The sequence below is a fragment of the Micromonospora sp. NBC_01392 genome (assembly GCF_045040125.1).
Classification (GTDB): domain Bacteria; phylum Actinomycetota; class Actinomycetes; order Mycobacteriales; family Micromonosporaceae; genus Micromonospora.
The window spans coordinates 336,084-359,710 of record NZ_CP109549.1 but is presented as its reverse complement, the minus strand read 5'-3'; the positions used below and the strand labels follow the sequence as shown (position 1 = coordinate 359,710).

Annotated in this window: 22 protein-coding genes and 1 tRNA gene; 9 read left to right on the top strand and 14 right to left on the bottom strand. The window is 72.3% G+C overall.

What is annotated here, in order from left to right:
* Positions 1 to 72: 72 nt before the first annotated feature.
* Both OG767_RS01630 and OG767_RS01625 read right to left on the bottom strand, forming a co-directional pair.
* Entirely contained in the window at positions 73 to 1,077 is a 1,005-nt protein-coding gene (locus tag OG767_RS01630; RefSeq protein ID WP_281933732.1) for a hemolysin family protein, read from the bottom strand.
* The gene (locus tag OG767_RS01625; RefSeq protein ID WP_405094103.1) at positions 1,070 to 2,377 is read right to left on the bottom strand and encodes a hemolysin family protein; all 1,308 of its coding nucleotides are present in this window, start codon (positions 2,375 to 2,377) and stop codon (positions 1,070 to 1,072) included. The genes OG767_RS01630 and OG767_RS01625 overlap by 8 nt, the downstream gene beginning before the upstream one ends.
* Positions 2,378 to 2,459: 82 nt before the next feature.
* Here OG767_RS01625 and OG767_RS01620 point away from each other — a divergent pair, with 82 nt between their 5' ends.
* Positions 2,460 to 3,131 carry a GPP34 family phosphoprotein gene (locus OG767_RS01620; RefSeq protein ID WP_405091847.1) on the top strand — a complete coding sequence of 224 codons (672 nt, stop codon included), beginning with the start codon at positions 2,460 to 2,462 and terminating at the stop codon, positions 3,129 to 3,131.
* A gap of 65 nt (positions 3,132 to 3,196) precedes the next feature.
* Here OG767_RS01620 and OG767_RS01615 read toward each other — a convergent pair whose 3' ends face one another.
* Together OG767_RS01615 and OG767_RS01610 are read right to left on the bottom strand one after the other, a co-directional pair.
* Positions 3,197 to 5,395, bottom strand: a complete 2,199-nt coding sequence (locus tag OG767_RS01615; RefSeq protein WP_405091846.1) for a (Fe-S)-binding protein — start codon at positions 5,393 to 5,395, stop codon at positions 3,197 to 3,199.
* Between the two features lie 176 nt (positions 5,396 to 5,571).
* The gene (locus OG767_RS01610; RefSeq protein WP_405091845.1) at positions 5,572 to 5,835 is read right to left on the bottom strand and encodes a cell division protein CrgA; all 264 of its coding nucleotides are present in this window, start codon (positions 5,833 to 5,835) and stop codon (positions 5,572 to 5,574) included.
* A gap of 231 nt (positions 5,836 to 6,066) precedes the next feature.
* On the opposite strand from OG767_RS01610, the gene OG767_RS01605 reads away from it, so the two are divergent.
* Genes OG767_RS01605 through OG767_RS01590 form a run of 4 tightly spaced genes read left to right on the top strand, consistent with a single transcriptional unit; the run spans position 6,067 to position 9,604 of the window.
* Complete coding sequence (locus OG767_RS01605) at positions 6,067 to 6,873, top strand: DUF881 domain-containing protein (RefSeq protein WP_405091844.1); 807 nt, start codon at positions 6,067 to 6,069, stop codon at positions 6,871 to 6,873.
* Entirely contained in the window at positions 6,870 to 8,660 is a 1,791-nt protein-coding gene (locus OG767_RS01600) for a class E sortase (protein WP_405091843.1), read from the top strand. Before OG767_RS01605 ends, OG767_RS01600 begins: the two co-directional genes overlap by 4 nt.
* A gap of 3 nt (positions 8,661 to 8,663) precedes the next feature.
* Positions 8,664 to 8,948 (top strand): hypothetical protein, encoded by a 285-nt coding sequence (locus OG767_RS01595; RefSeq protein WP_405091842.1) that lies wholly within the window; start codon positions 8,664 to 8,666, stop codon positions 8,946 to 8,948.
* A 5-nt stretch (positions 8,949 to 8,953) separates the two neighbouring features.
* Entirely contained in the window at positions 8,954 to 9,604 is a 651-nt protein-coding gene (locus tag OG767_RS01590; RefSeq protein ID WP_405091841.1) for an aminodeoxychorismate/anthranilate synthase component II, read from the top strand.
* An 89-nt stretch (positions 9,605 to 9,693) separates the two neighbouring features.
* Here OG767_RS01590 and pknB read toward each other — a convergent pair whose 3' ends face one another.
* From pknB to OG767_RS01555, 7 genes are read right to left on the bottom strand one after another with little or no spacing between them, the layout of a single operon-like run.
* The gene (gene pknB / locus OG767_RS01585; RefSeq protein WP_405091840.1) at positions 9,694 to 11,511 is read right to left on the bottom strand and encodes a Stk1 family PASTA domain-containing Ser/Thr kinase; all 1,818 of its coding nucleotides are present in this window, start codon (positions 11,509 to 11,511) and stop codon (positions 9,694 to 9,696) included.
* Positions 11,508 to 12,884 (bottom strand): serine/threonine-protein kinase, encoded by a 1,377-nt coding sequence (locus OG767_RS01580; RefSeq protein WP_405091839.1) that lies wholly within the window; start codon positions 12,882 to 12,884, stop codon positions 11,508 to 11,510. The genes pknB and OG767_RS01580 overlap by 4 nt, the downstream gene beginning before the upstream one ends.
* A gap of 1 nt (position 12,885) precedes the next feature.
* The gene (locus tag OG767_RS01575; RefSeq protein ID WP_405091838.1) at positions 12,886 to 14,391 is read right to left on the bottom strand and encodes a peptidoglycan D,D-transpeptidase FtsI family protein; all 1,506 of its coding nucleotides are present in this window, start codon (positions 14,389 to 14,391) and stop codon (positions 12,886 to 12,888) included.
* Complete coding sequence (locus tag OG767_RS01570; RefSeq protein ID WP_405091837.1) at positions 14,388 to 15,878, bottom strand: FtsW/RodA/SpoVE family cell cycle protein; 1,491 nt, start codon at positions 15,876 to 15,878, stop codon at positions 14,388 to 14,390. Before OG767_RS01570 ends, OG767_RS01575 begins: the two co-directional genes overlap by 4 nt.
* 28 nt (positions 15,879 to 15,906) lie before the next feature.
* Positions 15,907 to 17,352 carry a PP2C family protein-serine/threonine phosphatase gene (locus tag OG767_RS01565; RefSeq protein ID WP_405091836.1) on the bottom strand — a complete coding sequence of 482 codons (1,446 nt, stop codon included), beginning with the start codon at positions 17,350 to 17,352 and terminating at the stop codon, positions 15,907 to 15,909.
* Positions 17,349 to 17,843, bottom strand: a complete 495-nt coding sequence (locus OG767_RS01560; RefSeq protein WP_107158182.1) for an FHA domain-containing protein — start codon at positions 17,841 to 17,843, stop codon at positions 17,349 to 17,351. The genes OG767_RS01565 and OG767_RS01560 overlap by 4 nt, the downstream gene beginning before the upstream one ends.
* Before the next feature lie 6 nt (positions 17,844 to 17,849).
* On the bottom strand, positions 17,850 to 18,653 hold the full coding sequence (locus OG767_RS01555) for a DUF3662 and FHA domain-containing protein (protein WP_107158181.1): 804 nt from the start codon (positions 18,651 to 18,653) through the stop codon (positions 17,850 to 17,852).
* A 209-nt stretch (positions 18,654 to 18,862) separates the two neighbouring features.
* Between OG767_RS01555 and OG767_RS01550 the strand changes: the two genes are divergently transcribed.
* The 4 genes from OG767_RS01550 to OG767_RS01535 all read left to right on the top strand — a co-directional run bounded on the left by OG767_RS01550 (position 18,863) and on the right by OG767_RS01535 (position 21,624).
* A tRNA-Leu gene (locus OG767_RS01550) sits at positions 18,863 to 18,948 on the top strand.
* A 71-nt stretch (positions 18,949 to 19,019) separates the two neighbouring features.
* Positions 19,020 to 20,129, top strand: coding sequence for an NAD-dependent epimerase/dehydratase family protein (locus OG767_RS01545; RefSeq protein ID WP_405091835.1), 1,110 nt, complete (start codon positions 19,020 to 19,022; stop codon positions 20,127 to 20,129).
* On the top strand, positions 20,126 to 20,932 hold the full coding sequence (locus OG767_RS01540; protein ID WP_405091834.1) for a WecB/TagA/CpsF family glycosyltransferase: 807 nt from the start codon (positions 20,126 to 20,128) through the stop codon (positions 20,930 to 20,932). The genes OG767_RS01545 and OG767_RS01540 overlap by 4 nt, the downstream gene beginning before the upstream one ends.
* Positions 20,933 to 21,021: 89 nt before the next feature.
* Positions 21,022 to 21,624 carry a hypothetical protein gene (locus tag OG767_RS01535; RefSeq protein ID WP_405091833.1) on the top strand — a complete coding sequence of 201 codons (603 nt, stop codon included), beginning with the start codon at positions 21,022 to 21,024 and terminating at the stop codon, positions 21,622 to 21,624.
* Here OG767_RS01535 and OG767_RS01530 read toward each other — a convergent pair.
* The 3 genes from OG767_RS01530 to OG767_RS01520 form a co-directional block, all read right to left on the bottom strand.
* Positions 21,592 to 21,996: a hypothetical protein gene (locus tag OG767_RS01530; RefSeq protein WP_405091832.1), complete on the bottom strand. Its 405-nt coding sequence runs from the start codon at positions 21,994 to 21,996 to the stop codon at positions 21,592 to 21,594. The genes OG767_RS01535 and OG767_RS01530 overlap by 33 nt on opposite strands.
* Positions 21,997 to 22,147: 151 nt before the next feature.
* Positions 22,148 to 22,369 (bottom strand): DUF397 domain-containing protein, encoded by a 222-nt coding sequence (locus tag OG767_RS01525; protein ID WP_107158178.1) that lies wholly within the window; start codon positions 22,367 to 22,369, stop codon positions 22,148 to 22,150.
* On the bottom strand, positions 22,339 to 23,220 hold the full coding sequence (locus OG767_RS01520; RefSeq protein ID WP_107158177.1) for a helix-turn-helix transcriptional regulator: 882 nt from the start codon (positions 23,218 to 23,220) through the stop codon (positions 22,339 to 22,341). The genes OG767_RS01525 and OG767_RS01520 overlap by 31 nt, the downstream gene beginning before the upstream one ends.
* Positions 23,221 to 23,627: the final 407 nt, after the last annotated feature.

The window sequence follows — 23,627 nt, the reverse complement described above, 5'->3', positions numbered from 1 at the left end:
ACCGGGGTGGAATCAAGGCGGCCGTCTGTTCAATCACGCGTCCGCAATCGCTTGCACACCAAGGGTATTCATTCACGTGCCGACAATGGCCGTCAATACGTCGTCGAGCGTCACCACACCGAGGGGCCGTCGACCGTCGCTGACCAGCACCATGTGCCGGCGCTCGCGACGCATCGCCAGCAGCAGATCGGCGAGCGTACGGTCCGGGGGCACCACCGCCAGCGGCCGGTAGACCTCGGCCGGCACCGGGGCCCGTCGGCTCGCGCCGGCGTACCCGAGCACGTCCTTGACGTGGACGAAGCCGAGCACCCGGCGGGTGGCCCGCTGCACCACCGGGAACCGGGACCGGCCGGTGCGGGTCGCCAGCACCTCCAGCGAGGCCGGTGAGACGTCCTCCGCCACCGTGGTCACCGTCGACCACGGCTGCAACGCGTCCGCGGCGGTACGGCTGTGCAGGGCGAGCGCACCGGTGATCCGGGCGTGCTCCTCGGCGTCCAGCAATCCCTCGGTGCGGGCCTGGGAGACCAGCCCGGCCAACTCCTCGGCGGTGAACACGGTCTTCACCGCGTCCGTCGCCTCCACCCGCCACCACCGCAGCACCTGCCGGGCCGACCACTTCATCGCCAGCAGCAGCGGCTTCGTGGCCAGGCAGAACGCGAGCATGGCCGGGCCGAGCCAGAGCGCCGACGGCTCCGGGCCGGCCAGCGTGATGTTCTTCGGCACCATCTCGCCGACCACGGTGTGCAGGAACACCACCACGGCCAGCGCGATCACGAACGCCACCGGGTGTACCGCCGAGGCGGGCAGCCCGACCGCGGTGAAGGGCACCTCCAGCAGGTGCGCCAACGCCGGCTCGGCGATCGCGCCCAGGCCGAGCGAGCAGACCGTGATGCCGAGTTGCGCGCCGGCGATCATCAGCGGGATCTGGTTCATCGCGGACAGCGCCCAGCGGGCCCGCTTCGACGTCGCCGTGAGCGGTTCGAGCACGGTACGGCGGGACGCGATCAACGCGAACTCGCTGCCCACGAAGAAGGCGTTGCCGAGCAGCAACACCAGGGCCACCAGCAGCTCAGGCACCGTCGTCGGGCTCCTCGGGGCGCAGCACGCGGACCTGCTCGATCCGGTGCCGGTCCACCTCCACCACGGTGAACTCGTAGCCCGCCTCGTCGACCGTCTCGCAGGCGACCGGGATGTGCCCGAGGCGGGCCATCAGGAACCCGCCCAACGTCTCGTACGGCCCCTCGGGCAGCCGGAAGCCGGTCTGCTCGACCAGCTCGTCGGCGCGCAGCAGGCCGTCGACCAGGACGGTCCGTTCCCCGCCCGGCACGGTCAGCTCCGCCGGCCCGAGGTCGTCCACCGCGGCCGGGTCGAACTCGTCGGCGATCTCCCCGACCAGCTCCTCGACCAGGTCCTCGACGGTCACCACGCCGTCCGTGCCGCCGTACTCGTCGACCACGATGGCCAGGTCCGCGCCGGCGTCCTTCAGCGCCGCCAGCACGCCGTCCAGGTCCAGGCTCTCCGGCACGTACACCGGTTCCCGGGCGACCGAGGCGACGGTGGTGGCGGGCCGCCGGGCCAGCGGCACCCCGAGCGCGTCGGGCACCCCGACGACACCGGTGACCAGGTCGAGCGTCTCCTCGTAGACCGGGAACCGGGTGCGGCCGGTCCGCCGGGACAGATCGAGCAGCTCGGCGACGGAGGCGGTGGCGCGCAACGCGATCACGTCCACCCGGGGGGTCATCGCCTCGGCGGCCCGCTTGTCGCCGAACCGGATGGTGCGTCGCAGCAGCATCGCGGTGTCCGGTGGCAGCGCGCCGGCCCGCGCCGAGATCGCGGCCAGCAGCCCCAGCTCCTCCGGTGAGCGGGCGCTGGCCAGCTCCTCCTGCGGCTCCACGCCGAGCCAGCGGACCAACCGGTTGGCGGAGTCGTTGAGCAGCCGGATCAGCCAGCCGAAGGTGCGGGAGAAGGCGCGCATCGGCGCGGCGGTGGCCAGCGCCGCCGGCATCGGCCGGGCCAGCGCGAGGTTCTTCGGCACCAGCTCACCGAAGAGCATCGAGAGCAGCGTGGCCAGCGCCAGGGCGAGCAGCCCGGAGAGGTGGTCCGCCCCGCCGAACGGGCGCAGCACCGGCGCGACGAGCCGGGCCAGGGCGGGCTCGGCCAGGTAGCCGGTGAGCAGCGCGGTGATGGTGATGCCGAGCTGCGCGCCGGAGAGCTGGAAGGACAGGTCGCGCAGCGCACGGCGGACCGTGGCGGCCCGGGCGTCCCCCTCGCCGGCCCGCCTGTCGATCTCCGCCCGGTCCACCGTGACCAGGGCGAACTCGGCCGCGACGAAGAAGGCGTTGCCCGCGGTCAGCAGCACGAAGCCGACCAGGGGCAACAGCGTCAGAACCAAAAGGCCGTCGATGGGCGTGATTGTGGCATGCGGGCGCCGATGGCGCGCCACCCGTAGCGTGGCGGATATGGACGGTCTGCTGCTCACCGACGAACTGGTCCTGCTCGCCTACGACGACGCCGGCGCGAACCGGCTCGGCCGTCCGCACCTGGACTACGGCCTCGCCGGCGCGGTGCTGCTGGAGTTGGCGCTGGCCCGCCGGGTGGAGGTCGCGGACAAGCGACTGGTGGTGACCGATCCCGCCCCGACCGGCGTGCCACTGCTCGACGAGGCGCTGGCCGCCGTCGGGGACGGGCGGCCCCGCAAGCCGAAGGACTGGATCGGGAAGCTGGCCAAGGGGCTGCCGGACCGGGTGCTCGACGGGCTGGTCGACGCCGGGGTGCTGCGTCGGGAGTCCGACCGGGTGCTGTTGGTCTTTCCGCGTACCCGCTACCCCTCGCCGACCGGCGCGGAGCCGGCGGCGGAGACCGCGGCCCGGCACCGGATGACGGACGCGCTGGTCGGCGACGGCCCGGTCGACGCGCGGACCGCGGCGCTGCTCACCCTGACCGGCGCGGTCGGTCTGGACCGCAAGCTCTTCCGCGAGCTGCCGAAGGAGCGGGTCAAGGCCCGGCTGAGCGAGATCGCCGCCGGTGACTGGGCCTCCGCCGCGACGAAGAAGGCGATCGAGGAGATGCAGGCGGCGGTGATGATCGCAACCACCACCACGGCCGCCATCGCGGTCACCACAGCGAGCTGAGACGACGGCGGCGGCACCGTCCGGGTGCCGCCGCCGTCGTGGTCCGGCTCGTGCCGGGGTACGCCTCAGCCAGCCGTCGGCGCGGTCTCCTTCTCGCCGGCCGGCGCGTCGGGCTTGACCGAGCGCAGCAGCACGCTCGCCACGTCGACCACCTCGACGTCCTCGCCGGCGCCCTTGCCGTTCACCCCGTCGTTGAGCATCGTCGAGCAGAACGGGCAGCCGACCGCGATGGTCTTCGCGCCGGTGGACATGGCCTCCTCGACCCGGTCCACGTTGATCCGCTTGCCGATCTTCTCCTCCATCCACATCCGGGCGCCGCCGGCGCCGCAGCAGAAGGAGCGCTCGCTGTTGCGCGGCATCTCGGTCAGCTCGCCCTGCATCGAGTCGCCGAGCACCTCGCGGGGCGCGGCGAAGATCCGGTTGTGCCGGCCCAGGTAGCAGGGGTCGTGGTAGGTGACGCCCCCGTCGACCGGCTGCACCGGGGTGAGCTTGCCGGCGCTGACCAGGTGGGCCAGCAACTGGGTGTGGTGCACCACCTCGAACTCGCCGCCGAGCTGGCCGTACTCGTTGCCCAGCGTGTTGAAGCAGTGCGGGCAGGTGGCGACGATCTTCCGCTTGCTCTTCTCCCGGCCGTCGAACGCCTCGTTCAGCGTCTCCACGTTCTGCTGGGCGAGCATCTGGAACACGAACTCGTTGCCGATCCGGCGGGCCGGGTCACCGGAGCAGGTCTCGCCCTCGCCGAGGATGGCGAAGCTCACGCCGGCCTCGTTGAGCAGCGTGGCGACCGCGCGGGTGGTCTTCTTGGCCCGGTCCTCGAACGCGCCGGCGCAGCCGACCCAGAAGAGGTACTCGAAGTCCTCGACCTCGCCGACCCGGGGCACCTCGAAGTCGAGCCCCTTGGTCCAGTCCTCGCGGGTGTTCTGCGGCGCACCCCACGGGTTGCCCTTGTTCTCCAGGTTGCGCAGCATCACGCCGGCCTCGGACGGGAAGCTCGACTCGATCAGCACCTGGTAGCGGCGCATGTCGACGATGTGGTCGACGTGCTCGATGTCCACCGGGCACTGCTCGACGCAGGCGCCACAGGTGGTGCAGGACCAGAGCACGTCCGGGTCGATGACGCCGCCTTCCTCGGCGGTGCCGATCAGCGGCCGGTCGGCCTCGGCCAGGGCCAGCACGTCCATGTGGGCGAGCTGCGCCTCGGTGGCCTTCTCCTCGCCGGTCAGGTCCTTGCCGCCGCCGGCCAGCAGGTAGGGCGCCTTGGCGTACGCGTGGTCGCGCAGGCTCAGCACCAGCAGCTTCGGCGACAGCGGCTTGCCGGTGTTCCAGGCCGGGCACTGCGACTGGCAGCGACCGCACTCGGTGCAGGTGCTGAAGTCGAGCAGGCCCTTCCAGGTGAACTGCTCGACCTGGGCGACGCCGAACTGGTCCTTCTCCGGGTCGGCCTCCTCGAAGTCGAGCGGCTTGCCCTCGCTCGTCATCGGCCGCAGCGGGCCCAGGCCGGAGCCGGCCGCCTTCTGCGGGTCGCGCTTGAAGAAGATGTTGGGGAAGGCCAGGAAGCGGTGCCAGGCGACACCCATGGTGACGTTCAGCGAGATCACGATGAGCCAGGTCATCGAGATGACGATCTTGATGAGGGCGGCCACGCTGACGCCGGCCGCCCAGTCGGGGAGCACCGAACCGACCGCGTGGCTGAGCGGGGTGGCCCAGACCGGGTACTCGAAGTGGTCGGTGGCGACCTTGAAGCCCCGGATGACGAAGCCGAAGATCAGGACCAGCAGCACGACCCACTCGACGAAGTAGCCCTGCCACATCGTCGAGCCGGTGAAGCGGGAGCGGTTCTCCGGCCGGTTGGGCCGGTTGCGCAGCCGGATCGCCATCAGCACCAGGATGCCGACCAGGCCGAGGATGCCGATCCACTCGGTGACCAGCCCGAAGACGGTCCAGTGCCCGACGATCGGCAGCCCGCCGCCGGTCGAGACCACCTCGAAGTAGGCCTCCAGCACCAGCAGCGACAGCACGATGAAGCCGACCATCACGAACCAGTGGGCGGCCCCGACCACGCTCCACTTGAGCATGCGGGTGTGGCCGGCGGTCTCCACCAGCATCTTGGTGGTGCGCGCGCCCTTGTCGGCGAACCGCTCGGGCGCGGGCTGCCCGAGCCGGATGACGGCCGTCATCTTCATGACCGCGCGTACCGCAAGCCACACCGCCACGGCGGTGATGGCGGCCGCGAGGATCGTGGTGACGATCTGGACGCTGCCCATCGAGTTGGCCTCCCGGTCTGCTGCTTGTCAGTGCAGCCTACGCGGAAGGTTACTCAGCAGTAACGTGAATCTTCTCGCATCGGCCACGCCGCCCTGCGGACACCTTAGGTGGGCCGGAGCCCAGGCGCCGGGCAGGGGCGGCGTGGCGTGACGTGCGCGAGGCGAAAACCAGCCGGTCAGCGCCAGCGGGAGAGCAGGATCAGCGAGGAGACCATCGCGCCGAAGCCCACCGCGAGGTTCCAGTAACCCCACGAGGCGACCGGATACGCCTGCTCGGAAAGGTAGTAGACCACCAGCCAGGCGATGCCCACCACGATCAGCGCGACGGCGGTGAACGGCAGCCAGATCGGGCTAGGCTTGCGCGTCGACGCCGTCGCCGTCGGACGGACGTCCGTCGGCGGGGTGTACACCTTCTTCTTGCGGACCTGAGACTTGGGCACGACGCTCTCCAGAGGGGGGTACGACCTCGTCCGGCCTGACAACCGGGCGCGGGGGCGACGGTCCATGGCCAATAATGTGTCGACAGCTAGCGTAGTCCCGACGGACCGTCCAGGCCACGAATGGGGTCGGGCCGGTGCACGGAGTTACCGAAAAGAGCGGACTTTTCGGGTCGAGCAGGTCGGTTCGCATCGGCGCGGGCCGGAACGAGACGACGGGAAAGGGAACGCCCGGTGGAGTACACGTCCGGCGCCGCCTCCTGGCAGAAGGTCCTTCGCCGCGCGGTCGCCGGTCTGCTGCCCCGGCGGGCACGCCAGCGCCGCCCCGGCTGGTCGATCGGCGTGCCGCTGATCGCCGCCGCGGCCGGGCTGCTGTTCACCACCACCGCGACCACCGCCGGCGGTACCCCGCTGCGCGAGGACCGGCGGCCCCAGCTCACCCAGCTCATCGAGGACCGCCGCGAGCAGGTCGCGGCCAGCGAGGCGAAGGCCGCACGGCTGCGCGACGAGGTCGAGGAGCAGACCGAGGCGCTGGCCGGCACCGACGGGCCGGTGAAGACGCAGCGGGACCGGGCCGCCGCGATCCGGCAGGCCGCCGGGTTCACCGCGCTCACCGGCACCGGCATCACGATCGAGCTGAACGACGCCGACTGGGGCCCCGGCCAGCCGCTGCCCAAGGGCGCCAGCAACGACGACCTGGTCGTGCACCAGGGCGACGTGCAGGCGGTGGTGAACGCGCTGTGGGCCGGAGGCGCGGAGGCCATGTCAATCATGAACGTCCGCGTGCTCAGCACCAGCGCGGTACGCTGCGTCGGTAACACCCTGCTGCTGCACGGCCGGGTTTACTCCCCTCCTTTCAAGATCGTGGCCATCGGCGACCCCGCCCAGTTCCAGCGGGCGCTCGCCGCGTCTGAGGGAGTCCGGGTGTTCAAGGAAGTGGCCGACCACTACCAACTCGGCTACAGCGAGCAGACCTCCACCGTGACGGTGCCGGCGTTCGAGGACTCCACCGCGCTGCAATCGGCGACGGTGCCCCGGTGACCGGCGACGAACCCCGGGAACGCGACGATCGACGTCGCGCCGAGTCTGAGGAGCCGACCGCGTTCCTCCGGAAGGTCGAGCGTCCGGCGCCCGCCCCGGCCCGGGTCGACCTGCCGTGGCCGGACGACGGCCCGGCCCACTCCGCCCCGGCACGGCGCGGCCCCACCGCCCGCCCGGTCACCCCGCCGGCCGCCCGCCCCGCCGACCCACCGCCGGCCTGGCCGGGCAATCCGGCCCGCCCGCCGGCCGCCGCCTCGCGCGCCGAGGCGTACCCGCCGTCCCGCCGACCCGGCCGGCCCGCCGCCGGCCCCGAGGGGCGGTCGCCGGAGGTCCGCAACGGGCTCGGCACCCCACCGCCCAGCGGCCCGCCCGCCGGCCGAACCGCGGAGACGCCCGGCGTCGACAGCCGGCGGTACGCCGGTCCGACGACTCCCACCGACCCCCGACGGTTCGACCCGCCGGGTCGGGGACCGCACTCCCGCCCGTCCGCCGAGGCCCCCCACGACCGCCGCGCCGGCCTGGACCCCTCCGACGCCCCGACCGGCCGTCCCGGCGGGATGCCCGGTGCCGGCGGGATGTCCGGTCCTGGCAGAGGGCCCGGTGCCGGCGGAGGGCCCGGTGTCGGCGTGCGACCGGCCGCGCCGGGTGACGGGCCGACCGACTTCATCCCGCCGGTGGCCGGCCGGCCCGAGCGGCGCTCCACCGCAGCCCCGCAGCACGCCGGCGCACCACAACGGCACCCCGGCGCACCCGAGCGCCACGCCAGTGGTCCCGAGCGGCACCCCGGCGCACCCGAGCGCCACGCTGTCGGACCCGAGCGACACGGCGTACCCCGGTCGGGTGGCCCGACCGGGCGCGGCCCGGACCCGGCCCCGCCGGCCGACCCCGGCGCGACAGCGGTGCTGCCCGCCGTCACCCGGCGGCCGGCCGACCCCCGGTTGGACGCCACCGGCCTGATGGGCGCGGTGCCTCCGGCGCCGGACCCCGGCGGCGACGACGGCGAGCCGCCCGCCGAGCCGCCACGGCCACGGCGCGGCGAGCGGGTGGTGCAGCTCCGGCCGGAACAGACCGGCGAGGGATACCGCAGCGTCTACTCCGAGCTGACGCGGCCCACCACCGGCTCCCGGCTACGCACGGCGGTCCGTGGCGCGGGCGAGCTGCTGATCACGTTCGGCCTGGTGGTGCTCCTCTTCGCCGGCTACGAGATCTGGGGCAAGTCGGTCATCGTCGACGCCCACCAGAACGACCTGACCGGTCAGCTCGCCCAGGAGTGGGCGGCGGACCCGACGGTCGGCCCGACCCCCGGCCCGAGCACGAAACCGAAACCGCCGGCCGAGGGCAAGCCGGTCGCCGGCCTCTACATTCCGAAGCTCGACAAGCACTGGGTGGTGGTCGAGGGCGTCACCCCGGACGACATCCGGTACGCCCCGGGCCACTACCCGGACAGCGCCATGCCCGGCGAGGTCGGCAACTTCTCCGTCGCCGGACACCGCATCCGGTCCACGTTCTGGCGACTGGACGAGCTGTCCCCCGGCGACGCCATCGTGGTCGAGACCAAGGGCGAGTGGCTGGTCTACCGGGTCTACCAGCAGCGCATCGTCAAGCCGTCCCAGGTCGAGGTGGTCGCGCCGGTGCCGGGCAAGCCGGGTGGCCGGGCCACCGAGAAGCTGCTCACGCTGACCACCTGCAACCCCAAGTTCGACAACTACCAGCGGCTGATCATCCACGCCCGCTTCGACCGGGCCCAGGCCAAGTCGACGGGCCGACCGGCCGAGCTGGAGGGCTGAACCGTGTACGCGTGGATCTGGCGGAAGCTGCCCCTGGGCCTGCCCGGCAAGCTGATCGGGTCGGTGCTGCTGGCCACCGCCACCGTGGCCCTGCTCTGGTTCGTGGTCTTCCCGTGGGCCGAGCCGCTGCTGCCCTTCGACGACGTGCAGGTCACGCAGGACTCCGGCGTGCCCGGCGACGCCCCCGGCGGCGGCCTCACCGACCCGACCGGGCAGCCCGAACAGGACGAGGAACTCCCCTACAGCACCGAGACGAACAACGCCCCGCCCACCGCTCCGGGCGGGTGACTCCGATGCGCGTCCTGGTGATCGACAACCACGACTCGTTCGTCTTCAACCTCGTGCAGTATCTCGGCCAGCTCGGCGCGGACTGCGAGGTCCGCCGCAACGACGAGATCGACGTCGCCGAGGTGGGACGGGTCGGGGCGGCCGGCATCCTGCTGTCGCCCGGCCCGGGCCGCCCGGACCGCGCCGGCATCTGCCTGGACGTCATCCGCGAGTACTCCGGCCGGCTCCCGATCCTCGGCGTCTGCCTCGGCCACCAGGCCATCGGCGCGGCGTTCGGCGCGACCGTGACCCGCGCGCCGGAGCTGCTGCACGGCAAGACCTCCGAGGTGCGCCACCGCGGTGACGGCGTGCTCGCCGGCCTGCCCGACCCGTTCACCGCCACCCGCTACCACTCGCTCGCCGTGCTGCCCGAGACGCTCCCCGACGAGCTGGAGGTCACCGGCTGGACCGGCTCCGGCGTGGTGATGGCGATGCGGCACCGCACGCTGCCGATCGAGGGCGTCCAGTTCCACCCCGAGTCGGTGCTGACCGAGGGCGGTCACCTCATGCTGGCGAACTGGCTGGCCGCCTGCGGCCATCCGGAGGCGCAGGAGCGGGCCCCGGAGCTGGCCGCCGAGGTCGACGCGCGACGCCGGGCCGCGTTCGCCACCGCCTGACTCTCCGGACACGCCACGTGGCGGCGCCCCCGGTGGGACACCGCCACGTCCGTGGTCACGGCGCCGGGGCCGCGCCCCGGGAGCACAGGTCAGCGGTTGCGCGTCGGCGGGATCGACGGAACCGGGAAGCCGCCACCGCCACCGGCACCCGGGGTGCTCGGCGACGCGGTCGGGGTCGGGCTCGGCGACGGGCTCTCGCTCTGCTCCTCGATCGGCACGTCGACCGCGATGGTCACGGTCTCGCCCTTGGCCAGCTTCTTGCCGGGGGACGGGGACTGGCTGCTCACCTTGCCCGCCTGGGCCGGATCGACCTCTTTGCCGTCCCGGACCTCGACGTCGTAGCCGGCGTCCTTCAGGCGCGCCTTCGCCTGGTCCTCGGTGTAGCCACGAACGTCCGGCACCTCGTTCAGGTTGCCCTTGGACACTTCGAGCGTCACCTTGGTGTTCGGGGGCACGGTGCTGCCCTCCTTGGGCGTCACCTTGGTGACCTGGTCCTGCGGGGCACCGCTGGTGACTTCCTTGCGCTCGACGGTCAGCCCAAGGCTCTCCAGTTGGCCCTTCACGCTGGTGTAGGTGCCACCCACCAGGCTCTGCGGGATGGTGACGTCGTCCGGGCCGGCGCAGACCTGCACCGTGACCGGGGTGTTCTTGTCCACCCGGAGGCCCGGCCCGGGGTTCTGCCCCACCACCGTGCCCTTCTTGCACTCGGCGTTCTTCACCGGCGTGCCGGGGACGAACCGCAGCCCGGCCTGGGTGAGCGCGGCCTGCGCGTCGGCCTGGGTCCGGTCGCCCAACTGCGGGACGGAGACCTTCTCGTTGCCGGCCTGGTTGAGCCAGAGCGCGGTGCCCAGCGCGATCACCGCGAGCACGCCGAGCGCGGCGAACGTGGCGATGACCCAGGAGGAACTCCTGCGCTTGCGCGGATCCCCGACCCGGGCCGGCGGCTGCTGGCGGGTCTGCGGGCCCATCATCTGGGTCTGCTGCGCCGCCTGGTAGCCGCCCGCGGCGGCCGCCATCGGCATGGTCTCCTCGGCCGGCATCACCGGGGTGGCCAGCACCGGTCGGCCGGCCGCGGCGCGGAGCAGGTCCGCCCGCATCTCACCGGCGCTCTGGTAGCGGTTGAGCGGGTTCTTGGAGAGCGCCTTGAGCACGATGGCGTCGACCGCGGGGTTGACGTCCGGGTTGATCGTGCTCGGCGTCGGCGGCTGCTCCCGCACGTGCTGGTAGGCGACGCTGACCGGGCTGTCCCCGACGAACGGCGGATGCCCGCAGAGCAGCTCGAACAGCACGCAGCCGGCCGCGTAGACGTCGGAGCGGGCGTCGACCGCCTCGCCGCGCGCCTGCTCCGGGGAAAGATACTGTGCGGTGCCGATGACCGCGCTGGTCTGCGTCATCGTGGTGGCGCCGCTGGCCAGCGCGCGGGCGATGCCGAAGTCCATCACCTTGACCTGGCCGGTCTGGGTGAGCATCACGTTGCCGGGCTTGATGTCCCGGTGGATGATGCCGTGCCGGTGGCTGAACTCCAGCGCGGCGCACATGTCGGCGCAGATCTCCAGCGCCCGGCGCGGCTGGAGCCGCCCCTCGACGCCGAGGACCTCCTTCAGGGTCCGCCCGTTGACGAACTCCATCACGATGAACGGCAGTGTCTCGCCGGTCGGGGCGGTCTCCTCGCCGGTGTCGTAGACGGCGACGATGGCCGGGTGGTTGAGCGAGGCGGCGTTCTGCGCCTCCCGGCGGAACCGCATCTGGAACGTCGCGTCGCGGGCCAGATCGGCACGAAGCATCTTGATCGCGACGTCCCGCCCGAGCCGGAGATCGCGACCGCGGTGCACCTCCGCCATGCCGCCGTAGCCCAGCAGCTCGCCGACCTGGTACCTGCCACCGAGCAGGCGGGCCTGCGCTGTCATCGCGTCTCTCGTCCTTCGCTCGTCGTCGTACCGCCGCCGGCCGGCTGGAGGCGTACCTCACGACGGTACGACGTGCGGACCGGATAGTCGCCCCCGTACGCGCGCACCGCGCCGGAGGTCACGCTCACACTCGCCGGACCGGGGGCGGCCGAACCGTACTTCCGGTACCAGAACGAGATCACGCCCGAGCAGAGGATGACCAGCACCGCCACCAGGATCGCGGTCGTCCAGAGCCCGGACCGGGAGCGGCGGGGTGCCGGCGGCGGCGCGACGGGCGGACGAGCGTACCCCAGCGGGTTGTGCGGGGGCCGGGGTTGCGGGACGGGTGCCGCACCACGCGGACCCACCGGCGGGCGGGCCTGCGGGGCCGGGTGCGCGACCATGGTCGGGCGCGGCGCCGCCGGTGGGCGGGCCGGCGTCACCGGCGGTCGGGGCGGCGTGACCGGCGGGCGGGGCTGCGGGCGGGGCGCGGCGTTCGGCACCTGCGCCCGCGCGACCGGTGCGGCCGGCGAGGCCGGTACGCCGGAGATCGGCCGCCCGCCGCGCGCCTGCTGGGAGAGCGTCTGCTTGGCCTGCCGGGCGATCCCGGCCAACGCGGCGGCGCTGGACCAGCGGGCCGCCGGGTCCTTCGCCATGGCCCGCTCGACGATCGCCCGCACCTGCGGCGGGATGTCGGCGGGGAGCGCGCGGGGCGTGTCCCGCACGTGCTTCATGGCGATCTCGAGCGGGTTGTCGCCCTCGAACGGCCGCCGGCCGGCCAGGCACTGGTAGGCGACCACGCCGAGCGCGTACACGTCCGAGGCCGGGGTGGCGACCGCGCCGGTGGCCTGCTCGGGCGAGATGTAGGAGGCGGTGCCGAGCACCGAGCCGGCGGCGGTGAGCTGGCCGACCAGCTCCGACCGGGCGATGCCGAAGTCGGTGAGCACCAGCGTGCCGTTCGGCCGGACCAGCAGGTTGCCCGGCTTCACGTCGCGGTGCACGATGCCCTTCTCGTGCGCGGCGTGCAGTGCGTCGGCGGCCTGGGCCAGCAACGCCATGGTGCGGGCCGGGGTGAGCCGGCCGACCCGGCCGAGCGTGGCGGAGAGCGCGTCGCCCTCCACGTATTCCATGACCAGGAACGCGATGTGCTGGTCGCTGCCGAAGTCGTAGACGTCCACGACGCCGGGGTGGTTGATGGTGGCCATGGTCCGCGCCTCGCCCCGGAACCGCTCGGCGAAACCCGGCTCGTCGAGCAACGCGGGCAGCAGGCTCTTGACCGCGACCGTCCGGCCCAGCACCTGGTCGGTGCCGCGCCAGACGTCACCCATGCCACCGCTGGCGATCCGCTCGTCGAGACGGTAGCGGTTGCCGAGCTGCACCCCCGGGCTCAGCACGTCAGCGCCTCCCGGAGTCCGCGATGGCCGCCGCCATGATCCGGCCGGCGATCCGGGCCGCCTCCGCGCTGCCGCCGCTGCCGGCCTGCTCCAGCTCGACGCAGACCGCGGAGAGCGGCGTGCCGTCCTTGTCCATCGCGAAGCCGATGAACCAGCCGTGGTCCGGCGTGTCCGGGCCGGACTGCGCGGTGCCGGTCTTGCCGCCGACCACGTACCCGTCGATGGCTGCCCGGCGACCGGTGCCCTCCTTCACCACGTTCTGCATCATCGAACGCAGGTCGGCGGAGACCTGACTGCTGACCGGGCGGCGCAGCTCACGCGGCTTGGCCGCGTCGTAGACCGTGGTGCGGTCCGGCCCGAGCAGCTGCTTCACCAGGTACGGGCGCATCTGGCTGCCGTTGTTGGCCACCGCGGCGGCGATCAGCGCGCCCTGCAACGGCGTCATCCGCACGTTGTTCTGGCCGATCGACGACTGGGCCAGCGCGGCCTGGTCGGTGCTGCCGTCCGGGTTCTGCATGTCACCGGTGCGGCTGGCCGCGACCGGCAGACCGCCGTCACCGTTCTGCCCGACCGTGAGGTCCTCCTGCTCGAAGCCGAACTGCTTCGCCTTCTCCTTGACCTTCTCCGCGCCGAGCCGCACGCCGAGCTGGGCGAAGCCGGTGTTGCACGACTCGGTCACCGCCTCCCGCAGCGTCACCTGGGACTCGGGGCAGATCGACGGCGCCGCGTTCCGGATCGGCACGCCGGCGCCCGGCGCGGTGTAGCTCGGCCCGGCCGGGATCTGCGTCTGCTGCCCGACGCCGTTCTCCAACGCGGCGGCGGCCATGATGACCTTGAAGGTGGAGCCCGGGGGCAGCACCTCGGCGAGCGCGCGGTTGGCCAGCGGCCGGTCCTTGTCCTTCTCCAACGCGTTGTAGGCCCGGTCGGCCTCCGTGCTGGAGTGGCTGGCCAGCGGATTCGGGTCGAAGCTCGGCATGGAGACCAGCGCCTGCACCGCGCCGGTACGCGGGTCGATCGCGACGGCCGCGCCCTTCTTCGCCCCGACCTGGTTGTCGTTGAGCTGCTTGAACGCCGTTTCCTGGGCCCGCTTGGAGAGGGTCAGCAGCACGTTGCCGCCACCGGTCTCGTCCCCGGTGAACATGTCCTTGATCCGGCTGGCGATGAGCGCGTCGCTGGTGCCGGCGAGGAAGTCGTTCTCCACCCGCTCGATGCCGCTCGCGCTGCCGTTCACCGGCTTCCAGCCGAGCACGTGCGCGTACATCTCCCCCTGGGGGTAGGTGCGCAGGTACTTCAGCTCCCCGCCGGTCTCCTTGCTGAGCGCGTACGCGGTGCCGCCGACCTCGATGTTGCCGCGCTTGCGGTCGTACTCGGCGACCTGGACCCGGCCGTTGTAGTCGCTGGTGCGGTACTCGTCGGCCTTGTACGCCTGGATCCAGTTCAGGTTCGCGAAGAGCAGGCCGAACAGGATCATCACGACCACACCGACGCGGCGCAGGGGTGCGTTCACGGCCGGATCACCTCCGTGGGAGCACCGTGCAGCTGGTCGGGCGGGCCGCCGCCGGGCCGGGCCGCCGGGCCGCGACCGCCGGTGACCGGCCGGCGGGCACCGTCGGAGACCCGCAGCAGCACGGCGATCAACAGCCAGTTCGCCATCAGCGAGGAACCACCGGCGGAGAGGAACGGCGTGGTCTGACCGGTGAGCGGGATGAGCTTGCTGATGCCGCCGACGATGACGAAGACCTGGAGGCCCAGCGTGAACGCCAGGCCGCCGGCGAGCAGCTTGCCGAACGAGTCGCGCACCGCCAGCGCGGCCCGCAGGCCCCGCTCGACGATCAGCAGGTAGACCACGAGCAGCGCGGAGAGACCGAACAGGCCGATCTCCTCACCGATGCCGGCGAAGATGAAGTCGGTCTGCACCTCGGGCAGCAGCGTCGGCTGGCCGCCGCCCGGCCCGGCCCCGAACAGGCCACCGGTGCCGAGCGTGAGCAGGCCCTGGACGAGCTGGTAGCCGCGGTCGTACGGCTCGGCGAACGGGTCGAGCCAGATCTGCGCCCGGTCGTAGAAGTTGGCGAACGGGCCACCCACGGTGCTGCCCAGCAGGTAGGCCAGGTAGGCGCCGCCGAAGAACAGGATCAGACCGATGAGCAGCCAGCTCACCCGCTCGGTGGCGACGTAGAGCGTCACCACGAACATGCCGAAGTAGAGCAGCGAGGTGCCCAGGTCCTTCTCGAAGACCAGGACCAGGATGCTGACCAGCCAGACCACCAGCACCGGCCCGAGGTCCCGGCCGCGCGGGAAGTCGATGCCGAGCACCCGCCGGCTGGCCAGCGACAGCACCTCCCGCTTGCGCACCAGGTAGTACGCGAAGAACGTGAGCAGCGCGAGCTTGGCGAACTCACCCGGCTGGATCTGGAACCCGCCGACCCGGATCCACAGCTTGGCGCCGTTGATCTCGGAGAACCGGCCGGGCAGCACCGCCGGGATCATCACCAGCACGATGCCGGCCAGCCCCAGCGTGTACGCGTACCGGGAGAGCGTGCGGTGGTCGCGCAGGATCGCCAGCAGCCCGGCGGCGAGCGCCACCGCGGCCAGCGTCCACGCCAGTTGCCGGCCCCCGGTGCCGGCGAAGATGGCCAGGTCGGCCCGCTCCGCCGGCGCGGCCTGGGCCAGGTCGTAGCGGCGCAGGAAGCCGACCCCGATGCCGTTGAGCAGCGCCACCGCCGGCAGCAGCGCCGGATCGGCGTACGGCGCCAGCCACCGGATCACCAGGTGCAGGCCCAGGAAGACCAGCCCCAGCGCGGCGGCCGGAACCCAGAAATCCGACGTGATGGTGTCCAGCGCCTTGGCCTCGATCATCGCCGCGTACGCCGCCACCAGCACCATGGCGAGCAGGAGCAGGGACAGCTCGGCGTTACGCCGGGACCGGGCCAGGCGTACGCCGGACTGCTCGCCCGTCGAAGCGGGCGAGGCGGCCGGTGCGGCGGCTGCGGTCACGGATGCGTCCTCGGGATCGAGCCGGCGCTCACTCCGGCGACCGGCAACCGGCGGGATCGGCCGGCGGAACGGTGTCGGAGACTACGGCGTCGGGCGTGATGGTCAACGTCGGTGTGGGCGTCGGCGGGCCGGGCGACGGGGTCGGCGGGACGGCGCTGCCGGTGGCCGCCGGGGACAGCGCACCGCCCGTCGCCACCGGCGTCGGGCTGGGCGTGGCCGGCGCCGTGCCGGGCGCCGGACTCGGCGGGCAGAGCGGCTTGAGGTTCGGGTTGGCCGGGTCGTCGCTTGTCAGTTCCGCCAGTCGGCGCTCGGCGTCCGGCTCGCTCTTGGCCTGGATGCCCTGCTTCACCCGCTCCTGGGCGGCCAGGGTCAGGTCGTCGAGGCGGGACTCGCTGCGGGCGTGCACGTCCGACAGGTCGAGGCCGGCGACCTGGCCGGGCACCCCACGGAACACCGCGAGCTGACCGTCGTCGGTGGCGCCGACGTAGTACTGCCGCTGGGTGTACGTCCAGCCGCCGAAGACGGCGCCGGCGACGATGACCGCCAGCGCGAGCGCCATGGCCACGGTCCGCAGCGGCCGTCGCCGACGCGGCTCGGGCTCGTCGTCACGGTTGTCGGCCGGCTCCTCGGGCACGGGCGCCCGGGGGGCGGACAGCGCCGAGGCGCGGGCCGCCGGGGTGGAGTCGTCGGCCGATGTCGCCATGCCCCGGTCGCGGGCGGCGGCGCCGCCGACGATCGGGGACGCCTCGACGATGTCCTGGTCGGTCGCGTCGGCGATGATCACCGTGATGTTGTCCGGCCCGCCGCCGCGCAGCGCGAGCTGCACCAGGCGTTCCACGCACTGCTGCGGGTCGGGGTACTCGCGCAGGGTGTCGCCGATGGTGTCCGCGCTGACCACGCCGGAGAGGCCGTCGGAGCAGATCAGGTACCGGTCGCCGGGCAGCACCTGGCGGACGCTGTACTCCGGGTCGATGTCCCGGCCGTCGAGCGCGCGGGTGAGCAGCGAACGCTGGGGGTGGCTGCTCGCCTCCTCCGCGCTGATCCGGCCCTCGTCGACGAGCATCTGGACGTAGGTGTCGTCCTTGGTGATCTGCGCGAACTCGCCGTTGCGCAGGAGGTAGGCCCGCGAGTCACCGATGTGGACCATGCCGAGCTTGCTGCCGGAGAAGAGGGTCGCGGTGAGCGTCGTGCCCATCCCCTCCAGCTGCGGGTTGGCGTCCACGGTGTCGCGGAGTTGCTGGTTGGCGGTGCCCACGGCGGATCGGAGCGCGTCGACCAGGGCGTCACCGGGGACGTCCTCGTCGAGCGGCGCCATGGCACCGATGACGATGTTGCTGGCGACGTCACCGGCGGCCATGCCGCCCATGCCGTCGGCAACGGCGAGCAGCCGCGGTCCGGCGTAGACGGAATCCTGATTGCCGTCTCGGATCAGACCGCGGTCACTGTGGGCCGCGTAGCGCAGGGTCAGAGTCATGGCCGTAATTCGAGGGAAGTGCGGCCGATCCGGATCGGCACGCCGAGGGGGACGGGGGTTGGTCCGGTGACCTTAGCGCGATCCAGGTAGGTGCCGTTAGTTGATCCGAGGTCCTCGACGTACCACTGCCCGTCACGCGGCACGAGCCGGGCGTGTCGCGCCGAGGCGTAGTCGTCGGTGATCACCAGCGTCGAGTCCTCCGCCCGACCGATGGTGATCTGCGCTTCCCCCAGCGTGATCCGGGTGCCGGCGAGTTGACCGGCGGTGACCACCATCTGGTGGGCGGCGCGGCCCCGCTTGGCCTTCGCCGGCTTGCCGGGTGGGGCGGGCTGGTTTGTCGACGCGCCGACCCCGCGTGGCGCGGCCACCAGGCGACTCGACCGGGCCCCGGCGAAGAGGTCCCGGCGAATCACGCCGACCACCGTGAAGACGAAGATCCACAGCAGGATGAGGAACCCGAACCGGGCGACGGTGATGACGAGCTCCGGCAACGGGGATCAGCCGTCCACGCGGAAGGTCAGCGTCGTGGTGCCGAGCTGGATCATGTCGCCCGGGTTGAGGGCGACCGCGGAGACCCGCTGGCCGTTGACCATCGTGCCGTTCGTGGAGCCGAGGTCGGTCAGCACGACCTGGCCGCCGTCGAAGTCCAGCCGGGCGTGGCGCCGGGAGATGCCGACGTCGGGCAGACGCAGGTTGGCCTGGTCACCGCGACCGATCACGGTCGAGCCCATCTGGAGCGGGTAGGTGCGCCCGTCGCCGGAGACCAGGCGGACGTTGCGACCGCCGCCGTGGCCGGGCGGCGGACCGTAGCCGCCACCCTGGTCGTAGGCCGGGTACGCCGGGCCGGCGTCGTAGCCGCCCTGGTCGTAGCCGCCCGGCGCGGAGACCGGCGCGACGTCGCCACCGGTGTAGACCTCGGCGGTGACCCGGAACATGCCGGTGTCCAGCCCCTCACCGCGTTCGACCTCGACGATCACGTCGCCGTAGACCGTCCAGGCCTGCTCGCCGATGAACTCCGCCTGCGACTGGGCCAGCTCCTGGGCCAGCGCGGCGGCGTACGGCGCCAACCGACTGTGGTCGTACGGCGAGAGATCGATCACGTAGCGGTTGGGCACCAACGTGCGCCCACCGGCCAGGATCGCCTTGTGCGCCTCGGCCTCCCGCTGCATGGCGTTGAGGATCTCCACGGGGTGGACCACCCCTTTGAAGACCTTGGCGAAGGCCCCCTCGACCAGGCCTTCCAGACGCTTCTCGAAGCGTTGCAGCACGCTCACCGGCTCCTCCTCGGGTCCCGAGGCAATGATGGTATCCGGACACCGCCTCCGCAGCTCACACGCCGCTCGGCCGGCTACCGTCGACCCGTTCGTGACCAGGCCCGCGGACGTGCTAAAGTTTCGCCCGCCACGAGCGGTGATCGTTCGTGGCCTGACCAGTGGACAGCGTAATCTGTCCCGACACCCGCCGCAGATGGCGGGCGAGGGATGCGATATGGTGTTCCGGGTCGTGCCACGGGGATGTGGCGGAATGGCAGACGCGCACGGTTCAGGTCCGTGTGTCCGAAAGGACGTGGGGGTTCAACTCCCCCCATCCCCACCAGAACGAGGGCTCCGCAGGCTGCGGGGCCCTCGCGCCGTATCGGGGCGTACCGGACGTCACGCTATGCTCCGATGGTTTCCCTGCCTCCCATGGACCAGGAGTGGCGTGTGAGTGTCGCGTTGGTGACCGGTTCCGGCGGTCTGATCGGCTCCGAGGCGGCCCGGCACTTCGCCGGCCTCGGTCTCGACGTGGTCGGCATCGACAACGACATGCGGCGGTACTTCTTCGGCGAGGACGGCTCGACCGCGTGGAGCCTCGACCGGCTCGCCGCCGACCTCGGCTCCGCGTACACCCACCACGCCGTGGACATCCGGGACCGGGACGGCCTGGAGCAGGTCTTCACCCGGTACGGCCGGCACATCGCCGTGGTGATCCACAGCGCCGCCCAGCCGAGCCACGACTGGGCCGCCAAGGAGCCGTTCACGGACTTCGACGTGAACGCCGGCGGCACGCTCAACGTGCTGGAGAACACCCGGCGGCACGCGATCGACGCGCCGTTCATCCACTGTTCCACCAACAAGGTCTACGGCGACCGGCCCAACTCGCTCCCGCTGATCGAGCTGGAGACGCGCTACGAGCTGCCCGAGGACCACCACTGGTACGGCGGCATCACCGAGGACATGTCGATCGACGAGTCGCTGCACTCGATCTTCGGCGCCTCGAAGGTGGCCTCGGACGTGATGGTCCAGGAGTACGGCCGGTACTTCGACATGAAGACCGCCTGCTTCCGGGGCGGCACGCTGACCGGCCCGGCGCACTCCGCGGCCGAGCTGCACGGCTTCCTCGCCTACCTGATGCGGTGCGTGATGGAGGGCCGGACGTACAACCTCTTCGGCTACAAGGGGAAGATGGTCCGGGACGCGATCCACTCCCACGACGTGCTCACCGCGTTCGAGGCGTTCTTCCGGGAGCCGCGGTCCGCCCAGGTCTACAACCTCGGCGGTGGCCGGCACTCGAACACCTCGCACATCGAGGCGTTCCGGATCGCCCAGGAGATCACCGGCCGCGAGGCGCGGATCAACTACGTCGAGCAGGCCCGCACCGGCGACCACCAGTGGTACGTCAGCAGCATGGCCCGGTTCGAGGAGCACTACCCGGCCTGGAAGATCACATACGACGTGCCGATGATCCTCCGCGAGATCCACGAGGCGAACGTCGACAAGTGGGTGCCGCAGGCATGAACGGCGGCACGAAGCGCAACGTGCTCGGCGTCGGCGTCGACGCGACCGACTACGCCCGGGCCACCGAGGCGGTGGTCGACGCCGCCCGGGAACGCCGGCCCCTGGCGCTGACCGCGCTGGCCGTGCACGGCGTGATGACCGGGGTGCTCGACCCGGCGCACAACGCCCGGCTCAACGCGTTCGACGTGGTGACCCCGGACGGCCAGCCGGTGCGCTGGGCGCTCAACCTGCTGCACGGCGCCGGCCTCACCGACCGCGTCTACGGGCCGGAGCTGACCCTGCGGGTGCTCGCCCGGTTCGCCGACGAGGGGCTGCCGGTCTACCTCTACGGCTCCACCGAGGAGACGCTGTCCCGGCTGATCCCGGCGCTGGAGCGCAAGTTCCCGGCGCTGAAGATCGCCGGCGTCGAGCCGTCCAAGTTCCGGGCCGTCCAGCCGGGCGAGGACGCCGAGATCGCCGACCGGATCCGGAGCAGTGGCGCGCGCCTCGTCCTGGTCGGGCTGGGCTGCCCCCGCCAGGAGGTCTTCGCGTACGCCATGCGACCGCTGCTGGACATGCCGCTGATGGCGGTCGGCGCGGCGTTCGACTACCACGCCGGCCTGCTGCGCAACCCGCCGCCGTGGATGCAGCGCGCCGGGCTGGAGTGGTTCTGGCGGCTCGGCCTGGAGCCCAAGCGGCTCTGGCGCCGGTACGTCATCCTCAACCCGGCCTACCTGGCCCGGCTCGCGGCGCAGAAGACCGGCCTGTGGAAGGCCACCCCGCCGGCGCCGGCCACCAGGCGTCCGTCCACCTTCGACGTCTGATCCGGCCCGCCCCCTACGGGACGACGTTCCGGGTCGACCGGGGTGCCGTCCCGGATTCGGTGGATGCCGAACTGGGCAAGGCTGAGCCCATGGATGACCGTCTCGCTCTGCTGCTCCCCGTCGCCGCCGTCTGGCTGGCCGCCGGCCTGGTCGCGGAGGGCCTGCCCCGGCTGCGCCGCGCCCGCGCGCTGCGCCGGCGTACCGGATGGTTGTCCGCACTGGTGCTGACCGGCCTCACGCTCACCGCGGCGGTCCTCGTCGCGGGCCTGCAGAGCGGCGGCGACACGGCGCTCGACCGGGCCGCCGCCGGGCTCGCGGTCGCGGCGGCCCCGACGGCTCTCGTCGCGGTCTGCACGGTACGCCGGCTCCGGCGACTGCGGGCCGGCGCGAGCGCCTTCACCGCGGCGCCGGGCACCCCGGCGCCGCACGGGCTGCGGGCCGCCGCCGCGCACCCGCTGATCGTGCTCCCGATCCAGGCGACCGCGCTCGCGGCGCTGGTGGCGGTGCTGCCGGCCGTCGGGGTCGACCTGTTCGCCGCGCCGGGGGTGGCCGGCCCGGCGATCACCGTCGCGGTGCTCGGCGTGGCCACGATCGGGGTACGCCACGCGCTGCGGCACAACCGGCTCGCCGAGCGGGCGATGCCCCGGGCGACCGCGGTGTCAACGCGTCCGGCCGGTGCCCTGCACGTATAGCAGTTCGAGGATCGCCCGGGTCGCTTCGAACCAGCGGTCCAGCCAGCCGGGCGGGGGCACGCTCCCCCTGGGCGGCAACTCCAGCAGCAGCCCGCGCAGCAGCGGGTGGTCCACCAGGGACTCCTGCTGCTCCATCGGCCACCCGGTGGGCGGAAACGACGGCTCGGTCAGCGGGTTCGGGTCCAGCGACGGCAGGGAGAGCGTCGGCGCGGACGGCTCCGGCGCGCCCGTGTCCCGGGCGGTGAGGTCCTCGCCGTCGGTGGAGACCACCTCGGTCAGGACGGTGTCCCGGCGGGCCCCACGGTACTTGCCACCGAACCGCTCGGGCTTGCCCGGGCCGTTGGTGAGATTCTCTGAACCGATCGTCGTCATCAGTCTCGCCTGCCTCGTTCGGTTGCCGATCCGTGCGGTTCAACGAGGCGGAACGGAACAGGCGACGGGTGCCCGGCGTCGGCGGCCGGTGGACGTGCAACGGTCCCGCCCGACGACGCTGGCGGGCGGGACCGTTTCTCGGGGATACCGATCAGCTTTGGCCGAAGGCTCCGCCCCGGGCCCGGGCGACGAATGCGTGCCAGTCACCGGGGGCGAAGACCAGGGCGGGGCCCGCCTTGTCCTTCGAGTCCCGGACGCCGACCGCCCCGGTCACGTACGCGACCTCCACGCAGTTGTCGCAGTTCGGCCCGCTCTTCGAGCTTTTGAACCACGTCGCCTGCGTCAGGTCCACGGGGAACTCCTTGGTCGCCATTTCCACAGCGGCTCCTCTGCCAGTCTCGCGATGTGTGCGACGGACTCCTCCGGTCGAATGGCCGCTGCTCGAATGTGATCGAAGATGAAGCTGTACTTCTGAAGCTCGTCGCTCTTCTCCAGGAAGAGCCCACCCGTGGCGTTCTCCGCGTACACGACATCGGGATCACTCGGTTCGGGGAAGCTGAGGATCGTGAAGGTGCCATCCATACCGGCGTGGGCCCCCACCTCGAAAGGGAGGACCTGCACCGTCACGTTCGGCAGTTGGGCCACCTCCACCAGCCGCTTGAGCTGACTACGCATCACCGCGTCGCCGCCAACCGGCCGACTCAGCACCGCTTCATCGAGCACCACCCACAGATCGACCGGATCATCCTGGGTCAACAACGACTGCCGGCCCAATCGGACACGGACCCGTTGGTCGATCTGATCGGCGGTGAAGTCCGGACGGGCGGCGCGGATCATCGCCCCGGCGTACTCCTCGGTCTCCAACAGGCCAGGCACGACCTGCTGCTCGTACGCCCGGATCTGGCTGGCCGCGGCCTCCAGGCCGACGTACGCGCCCACCAGCACCGTGCTGTACGGATGCCACCACCCCTTCTGCCGTGCCTCGCGGGCGATCTGCACCAGCTCGTCGCTCTCCGCGCCGACCACCCCGTAGATGCGGAGCATGTCCCGCACGTCGCGGGGTGTCGCGGTGGTGTGGCCGGTCTCGATCCGGGAGACCTTGGACGCCGAGCACTCCAACTGCTCGGCGACCACCTCGATGGTGATGCCGGCGGCTTCCCGTTGCCGGCGGAGTTCGGCGCCGAGTCGGCGCCGACGGATGGTCGGGCTGCGCCGTTCGCTCACGACGCGGCTCCAGGACTCGCAGTCACCCGGCTACCTCCGGTCGGTCGCGCCCGGTTCCACACCCGCCGTGGGCGCGACCGGCGGGCGGCGGGCAAGCGTTCGCGGCGGGGGTGGTGCCGGTCGTCGACCGGCCGCGACGGGCGAAACCGGCGTCCAGTGTGCCGGCCCGGCACCTGAGGCTTCAAGCGTCCGGTTCACGTGTCCCGCTCACCTAACGGCAAAAGTCGACGTGCAACTTGCATGTCGCACCTCGCTGATGCACTCTGTCCGTATGGCACGGGTTACTCACCGTCTTCGCTTGATCTCCGCGCGTGGTGACACCACGGTCCGCGGGACGGCCGGAGGGGAGCCGTCCCGCGCCGTGCGACCTGCCCCGGAGTAGAAGACCCCGCCGCTGCACGCCGTCT

Coding starts and splice junctions, on each gene's coding strand:
- OG767_RS01540 (WP_405091834.1), top strand. CDS start 20,126: ATGAACGGCGGCACGAAGCGCAACGTGCTCGGCGTCGGCGTCGACGCG.
- OG767_RS01545 (WP_405091835.1), top strand. CDS start 19,020: ATGGTTTCCCTGCCTCCCATGGACCAGGAGTGGCGTGTGAGTGTCGCG.
- OG767_RS01530 (WP_405091832.1), bottom strand. CDS start 21,996: ATGACGACGATCGGTTCAGAGAATCTCACCAACGGCCCGGGCAAGCCC.
- pknB (WP_405091840.1), bottom strand. CDS start 11,511: ATGACAGCGCAGGCCCGCCTGCTCGGTGGCAGGTACCAGGTCGGCGAG.
- OG767_RS01615 (WP_405091846.1), bottom strand. CDS start 5,395: ATGGGCAGCGTCCAGATCGTCACCACGATCCTCGCGGCCGCCATCACC.
- OG767_RS01620 (WP_405091847.1), top strand. CDS start 2,460: ATGGACGGTCTGCTGCTCACCGACGAACTGGTCCTGCTCGCCTACGAC.
- OG767_RS01535 (WP_405091833.1), top strand. CDS start 21,022: ATGGATGACCGTCTCGCTCTGCTGCTCCCCGTCGCCGCCGTCTGGCTG.
- OG767_RS01590 (WP_405091841.1), top strand. CDS start 8,954: ATGCGCGTCCTGGTGATCGACAACCACGACTCGTTCGTCTTCAACCTC.
- OG767_RS01565 (WP_405091836.1), bottom strand. CDS start 17,352: ATGACTCTGACCCTGCGCTACGCGGCCCACAGTGACCGCGGTCTGATC.
- OG767_RS01525 (WP_107158178.1), bottom strand. CDS start 22,369: ATGGCGACCAAGGAGTTCCCCGTGGACCTGACGCAGGCGACGTGGTTC.